Annotated in this window: 9 protein-coding genes; all 9 read left to right on the top strand. The window is 48.2% G+C overall.

Annotated elements, in window-relative coordinates; all coding sequences use genetic code 11:
- Window positions 1–450: 450 nt before the first annotated feature.
- Window positions 451–2,091: a TldD/PmbA family protein gene (locus tag RIG68_RS16310; protein WP_350124453.1), complete on the top strand. Its 1,641-nt coding sequence runs from the start codon at window positions 451–453 to the stop codon at window positions 2,089–2,091.
- 58 nt (window positions 2,092–2,149) lie between these two features.
- Window positions 2,150–3,790, top strand: a complete 1,641-nt coding sequence (locus RIG68_RS16305; RefSeq protein ID WP_350119991.1) for a TldD/PmbA family protein — start codon at window positions 2,150–2,152, stop codon at window positions 3,788–3,790.
- Window positions 3,791–3,821: 31 nt separating this feature from the next.
- Window positions 3,822–5,138, top strand: a complete 1,317-nt coding sequence (locus RIG68_RS16300; RefSeq protein ID WP_350094883.1) for a TldD/PmbA family protein — start codon at window positions 3,822–3,824, stop codon at window positions 5,136–5,138.
- A 65-nt stretch (window positions 5,139–5,203) separates the two neighbouring features.
- Complete coding sequence (locus RIG68_RS16295; RefSeq protein ID WP_350094881.1) at window positions 5,204–5,833, top strand: DUF4159 domain-containing protein; 630 nt, start codon at window positions 5,204–5,206, stop codon at window positions 5,831–5,833.
- A gap of 34 nt (window positions 5,834–5,867) precedes the next feature.
- A complete protein-coding gene (locus RIG68_RS16290) occupies window positions 5,868–6,875 on the top strand; it encodes an AAA family ATPase (RefSeq protein WP_350124448.1) in 1,008 nt (335 codons plus the stop codon).
- A gap of 54 nt (window positions 6,876–6,929) precedes the next feature.
- Complete coding sequence (locus tag RIG68_RS16285; RefSeq protein WP_350124445.1) at window positions 6,930–7,826, top strand: DUF58 domain-containing protein; 897 nt, start codon at window positions 6,930–6,932, stop codon at window positions 7,824–7,826.
- Window positions 7,823–9,034: a BatA domain-containing protein gene (locus tag RIG68_RS16280; protein ID WP_350124442.1), complete on the top strand. Its 1,212-nt coding sequence runs from the start codon at window positions 7,823–7,825 to the stop codon at window positions 9,032–9,034. The genes RIG68_RS16285 and RIG68_RS16280 overlap by 4 nt, the downstream gene beginning before the upstream one ends.
- Window positions 9,016–11,259, top strand: a complete 2,244-nt coding sequence (locus RIG68_RS16275) for a hypothetical protein (RefSeq protein ID WP_350124439.1) — start codon at window positions 9,016–9,018, stop codon at window positions 11,257–11,259. Before RIG68_RS16280 ends, RIG68_RS16275 begins: the two co-directional genes overlap by 19 nt.
- Complete coding sequence (locus RIG68_RS16270; protein WP_350124437.1) at window positions 11,252–13,036, top strand: hypothetical protein; 1,785 nt, start codon at window positions 11,252–11,254, stop codon at window positions 13,034–13,036. Before RIG68_RS16275 ends, RIG68_RS16270 begins: the two co-directional genes overlap by 8 nt.

Below are 13,036 nucleotides of genomic sequence, written 5' to 3'. Positions count from 1 at the left end.
GGAAGGAGGGATTTCGACCTGTTTCCGGATCGGTCAGATATTGTCAATATGAAATTCTATGTCGTAATCCGAACGCTATATAGTTGGTGGTCAGTGGAGAACGGAATTTGGTAACTATCGGCCAATGATTGCCGGAGCCAATTTTCCGTCAAATATATATTGTACTATTCTTAAACAATTTGAAGATTTTTCTTCAAAGCAGCACAAAACGACAGGCTTAGGTTCTCCGGTCTGTCGGCACCTTTAATTTTTAATGATTGCCACACTCAATCGATTTACAATACAACAGCTTGATGATTCCGCTCCTCCAAACCCTTTTCTAACCGCTGACCATTTTTTACTATCGTCGTGTAATTGAAGCTATGTATTTTACAACTTATTTAACAATCGGCTCCTTTTGTTTGAAGGGATGCAAGAAAAATTTCTTATTACTACAAAAGCGATAATACTTTGAGACGCAGAGACTTTGTACAGATAGCAGGTTTAGGAATGGCAGGGGCTGCTTTGTCGATTCCAATGATAGGGAATGCGGTGCCGGTACAGCGCTTTTTGGAGTCGCCACTGGATGTGGCCCAGAAGAAACAGCTGGCGGACGTGGCGTTGAATGCTGCAAAAGCGAACGGTGCCACCTACGCCGATGTGAGGATAGGCAGGTACCTCAACCAATATGTGTTTACCAGAGAAACGAGGGTGCAAAATATAGTCAACACCGAGTCCTTCGGCGTAGGCATCAGGGTAATTGCCAATGGCACCTGGGGTTTTGCGTCTACTAATGAGGTGAATCCGGCCGGTATTCAAAAAGCTACTATGCAGGCTGTGTCTATAGCTAAAGCCAATTCAAAATTTCAGACTGACCCTGTCAAGCTAGCCCCTGTGCAGTCGCATGGCGAAGTAAGCTGGAAGAGTCCTATTGAAAAGAGCGCTTTCGAAGTGCCCGTGTCTGAAAAGGTGGACTTACTTCTTGCGGCCAATGCAGCGGCCATGGACGCTGGTGCCAGCTTTGTGAACTCTAACCTGTTCATGGTGAATGAGCAAAAGTACTTCGCTTCTACGGAAGGGTCGTACATCGATCAGGACGTGCACAGGATATGGCCTACGTTCAATGTGAATGCCGTGAACCGTGCCGAAGGAAAATTCAAATCCCGCTCTGCCATGAGTGCCCCCATGGGAATGGGATGGGAGTACATGCTTCCTAAAGAATCGGACAAGCTGGAAGGCCCTGGTGGCATGAAATTGTATAAGAACAGCTACGATATAGTAGAGGATGCCAAAACTGCGGCGCTTCAGGCGAAGGAAATGCTTGACGCCAAGTCGGTAGATCCGGGTAAATACACGATGGTGCTGGAGCCAAACCACCTTGGTCTCACCATTCACGAATCTGTTGGGCATCCGCTAGAGTTGGATAGGGTGCTCGGCTATGAGGCCAATTATGCCGGAACAAGCTTCGCCACATTGGACAAATGGAAATCAGGTGACTTCAACTACGGTAGCAAGGAGGTGAATATTTTTGCTGACAAGCTACAGCCCGGCTCGCTGGGTGCGGTTGGTTACGACGATGAAGGAGTAAAAACCAAGCGTTGGGACCTGATCAAAGACGGTATTTTGGTGAACTATGAAGCCATTCGTGACCAGGTGCATATTCTCGGTCAGAATGAGTCGCATGGCTGCTGCTATGCCCAGACCTGGCAGGATGTGCAGTTCCAGCGCATGCCTAACGTTTCACTGGCGCCGGGCAAGGAGAAGTACTCCTCGGCCGATATGATCAAAGACGTAGAAAAAGGCATTTACATTGCTGGACGAGGCTCGTATTCTATCGATCAGCAGCGCTACAACTTCCAGTTTGGCGGCACTGTCTTTTATGAAATCAAGAACGGCGAGATTGTCGGCATGCTCAACGATGTGGCCTACCAAAGCAATACCCAGGAATTCTGGAATAGCTGCGTGAAAATATGTGATGAAAATGATTATAGGATGTTCGGCTCGTTCTTCGATGGCAAAGGTCAGCCCTCGCAGGTAAGTGCCGTGTCGCACGGAAGCTCCACCACCAGGTTTGATGGAGTGAATGTGATTAATACAGGAAGGACTATTTAATAGCCCATTGAAGAAAGAACTCAAACTAAAATAAAACAAGGACTAACTTAATTAACCCATGAGGAGAAGAGATTTTGTTCAACTGGCGGGTTTGGGAGCTGGAGCAATGATGCTGCCCGTTTCCGCTTTCGCCAAATCGGTGGATCCCAGCCGACTGCTGGAGCCTGCCCTGGATGTAATCCAGAAGAAAAGACTGGCTGATGTGGCACTCAATGCGTCCCGTTCTGCGGGTGCGAGTTATACCGATGTTCGTATTGGTCGTTACCTTAATCAGTTTGTGATCACCCGTGAAGACAAAGTGCAGAACATGGTGAACACTGAGTCGTTTGGTACTGGTATTCGTGTGATCGCCAACGGTACCTGGGGGTTTGCATCGACCAACGATGTGACCGAGGAGGGAATTGCGAAAGCCGCAAGACAGGCCGTGGCTATTGCCAAAGCGAACTCCAAATTCCAGACGTCGCCGGTAGAATTGGTGCCGGTGAAAGGATACGGAGAGGTGAGTTATAAAACTCCGATCAAGAAGAACGGATTTGAAGTAACCATAAAAGACAAGGCCGACCTCCTGCTGAATGCCAACGCAAGAGCAATGGAGAACGGAGCAAGCTATATTAATAACATTCTGTTCCTCGTGAATGAGCAAAAGTACTTTGCTTCTTCTGAAGGATCATACATCGATCAGGATGTGCACAGAACCTGGCCTTTCTTTACAGTGACTGCTATCGATAAAGATTCAGGGCAATTTAAACAGCGTGGTTCGTTTAGTGCCCCGGTCGGCATGGGTTACGAATACCTCGACGGCCGTGCTGAAGACAAAATCGTTGGCCCGGCTGGCGTAACGCTTTATGATAAGTCGTACGACATGGTGGAAGATGCTACCATGGCAGCACAACAAGTAAAGGAAATCCTTTCTGCCAAATCGGTGGAGCCAGGTAAATATGATTTGGCACTGGAGCCTTCTCATTTGTGGCTGACTATACATGAGTCGGTAGGCCACCCGCTGGAGCTGGACAGAGTGCTGGGCTACGAAGCCAACTACGCAGGCACCAGCTTTGCTACTTTGGATAAATGGGAAACCAAGAAATTTAACTATGGCAGCAAGGAGGTCAACTTTGTGGCAGATAAAACGCAAGTAGGTTCGCTTGGTGCTGTGGGTTGGGACGATGAAGGAGTGAAGACAAAAGAGTGGGATTTGGTCAAGGACGGAACGCTGGTGAATTATCAGGCCATCAGAGACCAGGCCAAAATCATTGGAGAAACTGAGTCGCATGGCTGCTGTTATGCTGATAGCTGGAGCAGCGTTCAGTTTCAGCGCATGGCTAATGTGTCGTTGAAGGCTGGCAAAGAGCAGCTTACACCCGAACAGCTTATTGGAGGCATTGACAAAGGCGTTTACATTGTAAAGGACGGCTCATTCTCTATTGACCAGCAGCGCTACAACTTCCAGTTCGGAGGGCAGCTATTCTTCGAAATTAAGAACGGAAAGATAGCCGGTATGCTGAAAGATGTGGCTTACCAGTCGAACACCCAGGAGTTCTGGAATTCCTGTGTGCAGGTTTGCGACAGCAGAGATTACCGGTTGAACGGCTCTTTCTTTGATGGAAAAGGCCAGCCGGGACAGTCAAGCGCAGTGTCGCACGGAAGTGCAACGACAAGGTTCAACGGTATCAACGTGATCAATACTGCGAGAAGCATTTAACCTATTAACTAACTCGAAATCAGAATTCAAAATGGCAATATTTTCAAAAGACGAAGCAAGGGCGATCCTGGAGAAGGTAATGAAATTCTCGAAGGCCGATGCTTGCGAGGCTAACCTCAACGGCTCCAATGGGGGCAATATCCGATATGCAAGGAACACTGTTTCTACCGCAGGGGAAAACAGCGACGTAACGCTGGTGGTGCAATCGAACTTCGGCAAGAAATCAGGCACAGCTACAGTGAATGAGTTCGACGAAGCTTCACTTGAAAAGGTGGTAAGAAGGTCGGAAGAGCTGGCACAGCTCGCACCGGAGAACCCTGAGTTCATGGGCCCCCTTGAGCAACAGACCTACGGAGAATCAAAAACGTATGCCGAAGCAACAGCTAAAATCACCCCAGAGTACCGGGCACAGGCAGCGGCCAATAGTATCAATCCGGCGGCCGCTAAGGATGTGACCGCTGCTGGATTCATGGAAGATAGCTACGGTTTTGCATCCATGATGAACACAAAAGGCCTTTTTGCCTACAACAGGTCTACCAACGTCAACTTTACAGTGACAATGCGGACCAACGACGGGCTTGGCTCAGGCTGGGCAACAAGAGACTACAACGATGTAAGCAAGCTTGATACGGCTGAGGCATCTAAAATTGCCATTGAAAAAGCTGTCAAATCAAGCACGGCCAAAGCCATTGAGCCTGGAAAATATACAGTGATTCTTGAGCCCGCTGCGGCTTCTGATCTTTTGCAGAATATGCTTTTCAGCATGGGCGCACGCCAGGCAGACGAAGGAAGAAGCTTTCTTGCTAAAAAAGGCGGAGGAACTAAGCTTGGAGAAAAGATAGTTGACGAAAGAGTGAACATCTATACCGACCCGTTCAATACGGAGGTGCCTGCTTCTCCCTGGACACAGGATGGCCAGGCCAGAAAGAAAATGGACATTCTTAAGAATGGTGTGGTAAGCAACATGTTCTACGACAGGTACTGGGCCGAGAAACAAGGCGTGGCGCCAGTACCGTTCCCAGGCAATGCGATCATGGAAGGTGGCACGGCCAGTTTGGAAGACATGATCAAGGATACAAAAAAAGGTATTTTGGTGACCCGTTTCTGGTATATCAGAACCGTTGATCCTCAAACGCTGCTTTATACAGGCCTTACCCGTGACGGTACCTTTTACATCGAGAATGGCAAAATTGCCTATCCGGTAAAGAACTTCCGTTTCAATGAGAGTCCGGTGATTATGCTTAATAATCTGGAAACACTCGGTAAGCAGGTACGGACAGATGGCAACCTGATACCGTACATGAAGATCAGAGACTTTACCTTCTCTAGTTTATCTGACGCTGTTTAAAAATTTGTATGAAGAACCTTCCGAAAGCTTCAAGCCTTCGGAAGGATTTTCAGTTGTTGACTGGTATGAGCAGAAAGCGCTTTGAGGAGTTTTTCTTTACACGGCTTCAGTATGAATCAGGCGATTGGGATGTAGATCAGCGCATGCCATCCAATTTGCTCAATTCTCTGGTGGAGTATACCACTCTGCCGGTGAATACCAGAGAGAATATTGTTTCTCTGAGCTCTGACGAAATTTTCAACAGCCCTTTTTGTTACCTGAGCGGACACAAACTGGTTGAGTTTACAACTACCGAACGGGAGAACTTCAAAAAGTATGTTGACAACGGAGGCTTCGTTTTTGTTGACGACTGCAACCATGATATCGATGGTCTGTTTGCCAAGTCGTTTGAAACGCAGATGGAAAAGCTATTCGGGCCAGGTAAGCTGAAGAAAATACCCAACAACCACCCTATTTATTCTTCTTTTTTCGAATTCGATGGCCCGCCTACCACCTCGCAGGAGCTGAACGGTTGGGGCGACGATATTGTACATGATTATTTGAAGGCCATAGAAATAGATGGAAGGATAGGAGTGCTTTACAGCAACAAAGATTACGGTTGTGAGTGGGATTATGATTTCCGCAACAAACGGTTTTATAAGATCGACAACACCAGGTTTAGTATTAATATAGTGATGTACGCCATGATGGCCTGACCATTTAGCTGGCCGGGTTTGAGACATTGATAGCATGAATGCAGAATTAAAAGAGATAGAGAAAACGGCTGAAAAGCTGGTAACCAGCCTGGGTGAGCTGAAGAAGGAGATTGGGAAGGTGATTGTGGGGCAGGGCGAAACAATTGACCAATTGCTGATCACCTTTCTGGCAGGTGGTCATGGGTTGCTTGAGGGCGTGCCTGGCTTAGCGAAGACGTTGATGATCCGAACGCTTTCAGAAGCGATTGACCTCAAGTTCAAGCGGATTCAATTCACTCCGGATCTGATGCCTACCGATATCATTGGTACGGAAATACTGGAAGAAGACCACACCACAGGCAAAAGAATATTCAAGTTCAACAAAGGGCCCATTTTTGCCAATATTATTCTGGCAGACGAAATCAACCGAACGTCGCCCAAAACGCAGTCGGCATTGCTTGAAGCCATGCAGGAATTTGAGGTGACCTATGCCGGAACAACTTATCCACTGGAGCGGCCCTTCTTTATTTTGGCGACCCAAAACCCGATTGAACAGGCGGGTACTTTCCCGCTTCCCGAAGCGCAGCTAGATCGGTTTCTTTTGTACATCAGGATAGGCTACCCAACAGCGGAGGAGGAGCTTAATATCCTGGAGAGCACAACCGGCAAGAAGAAAGAAGCGGTGAAAAGTGTCATCAAAGGCGAGGAGATTCTGGAAGCACAGAAGCTGGTTAGAGAGGTGCATATCAGCAGAGACCTTATTGGCTTTGTGAGCAGGGTGGTGCGAGCTACCAGGGCGGGCGAAAGCGAGGTGAGTTTTGTGAACGAATGGGTGCGCTGGGGTGCAGGCCCAAGAGCAGGTCAGGCAATGATCTTAACTGCTAAAGCAAGGGCACTCCTCAAAGGCCGTTTTGCCGTGACCATGGAGGACATCAAAAGTGTAGCATTTCCTGTCCTTCGCCATCGAATCCTTATGAACTTCAAAGCAGAGGCCGACGGTGTTACTTCGGACAGGGTAACCGCCGAGCTTTTGGATAAGATTAAACTTCCATCTGGAGTTTAGGCAACTACCAGGGAATCTTCAGTCCTTCTAAGGCAAACTAAAAAGGCTTCAATTGTGAACCCCCAAATCCGCCAGTTACTTACACCAGAGATCCTCTCCACCGTTAACGGACTGGAGCTGGTAGCCCGTGTGATAGTGGAAGGCTACATGAGTGGAGGCAATCCAAGTCAATCTGTAGGAGCCGGTCAGGAGTTTAGCCAGTACAGAAGCTACGAGCCCGGCGACGATCTCCGGCAGCTCGACTGGAAGATGTTTGCCAGGTCGGAGCGCTACTACATCAAGCAGTCGGAAATCGAAACCAACATTACCGTCAAGTTTATGCTGGACGCCAGCCGGTCGATGGAGCATGCGGAGGGCGGCGTCAGTAAAATGCAGATGGCCAAAGTGTTGATTGCAGCGTTGGCTTTTCTGGCGAGAAAGCAGAGTGATACATTCGGCCTGTTCTCGGTAAACGACCTGCACATTACAGCAGTACAGCCACGCTTTGACCAGCAGCAGTACATCAGGTTCTTGAATGAACTGATCAAAATAAAGGCTGAAAGCACCTGGAAGAAAGGAAATGGGTTGGAGCATATCTACAGCCACCAGGGCAAGGAGATGATCCTGTTTTTCACCGACATGTATGACAACGAAGGAGACCTGCAGGATTTTATTCGAAAGCTAAAAACTCCTCGCAATGAAGTTATTGTCTTCCATTTGATGGGAAGAGAAGAATTGGAATTGAACTATAGTACCCAGCTTACCTTCGAAGACCTGGAGACCGGCGACCGGCTAAAAGTAGATGCTGCTGCACAGCAAAATACTTATCGAAAGAAGATGGGCGAGTGGGTAGATGGCACCAGAGACTGGATGTTGCAAAAGCAGGTAATATACCAACCGACATATCTTGATGATCCGGCGCCTGAGGTGCTTCGGACTTTTTTGAAGGCCCGTAAATCGATGGTGAGATGATGCAGTTGACAAATCCGTTATGGCTTTGGGGACTGCTGGGGCTTGCTGTGCCTCTCGCTATTCATTTGCTGAGCAGAAAGGAGGGCAAAGTCATCAAAGTGGGCAGTCTTCGGCACCTGACTGATTCCACCACCCGCCAGTTTAAAAGTGTGAAGCTCAATGAGCTTTTGCTGCTGGCATTGAGAAGTCTGCTTCTAATCACAGTAGTGGCTTTGCTTGCGGGATTGCTCCTGCCGTCTTCGGCGAGCCTTCCAAAGTGGGTTGTGGTGGATAGAGGAGCAGAGCAACACAAAGAAATCAGCCGAATAATAGACAGCTTGACGAGCAACGATTATGAGCTAAGGTACCTGGAACAAGGATTTCCTCTCCCAAAAGACACGATATCAGAAGAACAAACGCTGGGCCGTTGGTTTTTGGCAGAGCAGCTGGGAGAAGCAAAGATTAGCGAAGCCGTTGTTTTCACAAAAGCATACATGTCCGGCTTTAAAGGTAAAAGGCCTCCAAAACCTGAGCATATTGCCTGGTTTGATATAACAGGGGGTCCTGAAAAGCTACCTGCGATCTTCATTATTGAAGGCGATAGCGTTTGGGAGGTTTCGGGGCAAACGGATGATGAGTTCACGGAAATTACCACGGAGAAGGCAGACGTAAAAGGTTCAACTGCCGTGGAGGTGCCTATAAAAAAGGTAGTTGTCGTATCAGATGAAGAGTACACCTATGACGCAAAAATACTGAAGACGGCGTTGCTGGTTTTGAATGACCTGCCTGGTTTCAGGATTGATATTCAATCGGCAAGCGCTACCTCTTTTAGAGCCGACGAAGAAGCCGTAGTTTTTTGGCTGGCGTCAATACCTGTGCCCAACCTGGACAACGAGCTTATTTTTCTTGAGGAAACGACTTCCGACGATCTTTTGGTGCAACTATCGCAAAAGCAATGGCAAATTACCCGTCGGCTCAATAAAAATGTAGTGCTGGAAAACCAATTAATCATTGAACTGTCGAAGTTTTTCGACGCAGACCTGCCAGCGATGGCTGAGAGCGACCACCGAACAATGCCGGAGGATTGGCGTTGGAGCAAGGTAGTGCCAGAGGAGGTTGACGTCGATAGCAACACTGCTAACTATGCCTACATTAATCAGTGGTTGGTGGCATTATTGGTTTTGACGCTTGTCATTGAACGCCTCGTGGCATGGAGGAGAGGCCAATGAAGCAGCTGCAAAACCATCGACTCATAGCGTTACAGCGGAGATACCTGATGCTTCGGATGCTAGAGGTACTGTGCCTCGCTGTTGGCGTTGGACTGATTTTGATAGTGGTAGGTGAGATTGCTGGTCTTGACCAAATTGATGCGCTGGTACTTGCCGGAACCGTTGGCTTGGTTGTGCTACTTCAGCGAATCTATAAACTAGGTTTGCATCAGCTGACCCCTGCAAGATTGGCGTCTTTTATTAATCGCCAATACCCCGACCTCGACTGGAGCGCCGACCTTTTGCCGACTGATCAACCTTTGTCTGGCCTACAGCAACTACAGCGAGAGAGGGCTTTGGTGAAAATTATGGAGCTGAGCAAGCTGCGCTTCCCTCACCAATTATTGACAGCAAACCTGATTTTGCTGGTTGGGATCTTGCTGGTAGCTTTTTTCCCCGGCGTAACTGTCAGTGTGGATGCTAACAAAAGTGCCGTGGAGGATTTCCAACCCGCAGAATCAGCAGAAGCCTCTTTTCGGCCAATTGTGCTCGAAGGCATTGAAGGCACAATAAACGCCCCGGCTTATACAGGTCTAAGCACCGTTTCATTTGCCGATCCCAACATTAAAGCCGTCGAAGGCAGTGTTGTCAGTTGGGAATTGGGCTTTTCATCGACACCACAGAAGGCACTGATCATCTTCTCTGGCTCCGACACTTTAGTGTTAAAACAAGAACAGCCGAGGCTTACTGGTTCGGCCCAAGTTTTCAACACGGGATTTTATCAGGTTGCCTGGCAGCAAGATGGTGAATGGAAGGCCTCTGATTTTTACAAACTTGAGGTGGTGACAGACTTGCCCCCACAGCTTGCTGTAAGAGACTTGCCTCAGTTTCAGGAATTCGAGTGGAGCGATGTTCTAAAGATAAGTGTAAAGGCAGATTTATCAGATGATTATGGATTGAAGGACGCCTACCTGATAGCCACAGTCGCCAAGGGAAGCGGAGAGTCGGTCAAGTTCAGAGAGGAGAAGTTGCTGTTCGACAAGCCGCAGACAATCTCAGGCAGAAAATTGTTAGCAGAAAGAGTGATCGACCTGAAGAAAATGGGACTGGAACCTGGCGACGAGCTCTATTTTTATGTGGAGGCCTGGGACAACAAATTGCCAAAACAGCAGGCCGAGAGAACTGAAACCTACTTTCTACAGCTAAAGGACACTGCCTCCTATATCGTCTCCAACGACGGCGGCCTGGGAGTTGATCTGATGCCCGAGTACTTCCGCAGCCAGCGCCAAATCATCATCGACTCTGAAAAGCTTGTAGCGGAACGGGGCAAGATAAAGAAAGAGCTTTTTGACGACACCAGCAATGGGTTGGGACACGATCAAAAGGTGCTGAGACTCAGGTATGGGCAGTTTCTTGGTGAAGAGTTTGAATCAGGCATAACCGAAACCGAAGCGCATGAACCGGAAGAAGCGGCTGCGCCGACCAATACCGACGAAGCAATGAAGCAGTTCGGGCATGCGCATGACACCGAAAATGAGCACAATCTAGTGCCGCAAGAGGATCATGAACATTCGGGGGAAGAAGAGGAAAACCCGCTGGAGGCGTTTGCTCATATGCATGACAGCGAGGAGGAAGCCACCTTCTATATTCAATCGGTCAAAGCGAAGCTGAGAGCTGCTTTGTCGATGATGTGGGATGCTGAGTTGCATCTGCGGATGAACAGTCCGGAGCAATCTCTTCCTTATCAGTACAAGATTCTAAAGTTGTTGAAAGAAATAAGTAACGATTCCCGCATCTATGTACACCGCACAGGGTTCGATCCACCGCCAATCAAAGAAGAAAAACGGCTGACAGGCGATCTGGATGAAATCAATCCTGCCAGGAGAAGATATGCGTTAGAGATCAATAAGCCGTTTCCTAATTCCAGAAAAGCTTTGGTTCTGCTGGAAAAGTATATGCTACAACCTGCCTCTGCGTTAACTGCCGAAGAAAAGGAAGTCCTACAATTGGCTGGCAATGAAATGGCGCAGCAGGCGATAGAGTTCCCCGGGCGATACCTCGAAAGCATGAGTTTGCTAAAAGCTTTGATTGATGGTGAAGTTGTACAAAATCCAATAGCGCTGTTGAAAATTAGGAAGTCGTTTTGGGAAATAGTACCTGAACAGCCTGCCTCACCTGCGTTACACCCAACTGCTGCCAGCGCCATTGATCAGCAGTTCTTAAAAAGAATGGAGGCCAATGAATAGCTGGATGATATCATTTGAGCCTTTGCTAAATATACATTTGACCTTGTGGGGCTTGATTTTGCTCTTTACCATTATTGCTGTGGCAGAGTGGCGGAGAAAAATGGGCCGGAAGCTGCTCAGACTCTTTGCACTGTTGGTGGCTTTTGTTGGTCTGGTCGGCGTGTTACTAAGACCTCATTATCAAACCGAAAGTATTCTGTCAGATATCATGCTGCTTACCAAAGGATACAATGGAGAAAAGGCGGATAGCCTGCTTCAAACGAACCCTAGGCTGAGCGCTTACAAGGCACTGGACGCAGCCGACTTTAAAGCAGCCACTGACCTCAAATCATTTAGTCAGCTAACGGGAATCAAAGAAAGAATTCGCTATGTGCTGGGGAACGGACTGCCTGACTATGTCTTTGAAGAAGCAGCTCCCTTTCGATTTGCCTATTTTCCGTCATCGTCTCCCGAGGGCATTCAGGCAATCAATGTGCCCGAGAAGGTGAGTGCAAACAGGAGAAGTGTCGTAGACGGAAATGTGAACCACGTAGCATCAGGAGGCATGATTAGTTGGAGTGGCCCTGAGGGGAAGATAGATTCGCTGGGCCTTTCTGAAGATACAAAGGAATTTTCCTTTGGCTTCATACCTAAACTAGGTGGTAAGTTTATCTACGAACTGGAGTTGCTGGATAGTGCAGGCTCCTCAACAGCCACTTACAAAGTTCCGGTGCAGGTGGCCGAGGAAAGAAAGCTGAAAATGGTTTTCGTTAGCCAATTCCCAACTTTTGAGTCGAGGTATTTAAAAAATCTGCTGGCAGAGCAAGGCCATTCCCTGGTGCTGAGGTATCAACTATCGAAGGACAAGTTTCGCTACGAGTTTGCCAATCAAGCCGAGGTGCCGTTCAGGAGATTGACAACAACTCTTTTAGATGATGCCAATTTGCTATGGATTGACGAAGCGTCGTTGGATGCATTGGGTAGAGAAGAGGCAAATGCCCTGAACGCTGCCATTGATAATGGTTTGGGTGTTTTAGTCACAGTCAATCAGCAGTCTGCCAGCCGGAAGACCAGGCGTTTGATGCCCTTTCAGTTGACACGGTATGATGCGGATACTTTGTCGGTTGCTGTTGACTTAGGCAGGCAAGTTAGTTTGAGTGGTGTAGGACTTGCGATTGACAGGTCGCCGGAAGTGATCCCGGTTTGGGAGGATGGAAGTGGTAGCGTGCTCGCCGCTTATGCTTATCAGGGTTTGGGGAAAATTGGAACTGCCTTGTGGCAAGACACTTACAGGCTGGTTTTGAAAGGGCAGGAGCTCACTTATGCGGCTCTGTGGATGAAAGTGATTGAGTCGCTGGCCAGGAAGGCATCTGTGTGCTGCGATATCCAGCTAGAAACTAAAGCACCATATTTTATCGATGACCCTATTCACTTCACTGTGATTAGCTCTTTGGAAGAACCGCCGCTGTTGAGGTACAGGGAGGAAACGGTACCATTGATAGAAAATTGGCAACTGGACAATGTTTGGAGCGGCACCATTTGGCCAGACGCCGCTGAGTGGGATTCGCTTTTTGTGGAAGCGGCCGGGCAATCAAAGCATTTTTTCGTGCATGAACAGTCAGACTGGCAATCGGTAGCCGTTTCCAAGCAAATAGCCAATACAGCATTACACGCCAGCATGGATTCAGGAATTGCTACACTCCAACTACAGTCAATTAAAAAGCCGATCTCTGCAGTTATTTTCTACCTGCTATTGCTGGCCGGGTTTGGAGGACTGTGGTTGGCACCGAAGGTTTGA

The sequence above is a fragment of the Imperialibacter sp. genome (genome assembly GCF_040222385.1).
Lineage (GTDB): Bacteria > Bacteroidota > Bacteroidia > Cytophagales > Cyclobacteriaceae > Imperialibacter.
Note: the sequence above shows the minus strand (reverse complement) of the source record. Positions and strands in the feature narration are given on the sequence as shown.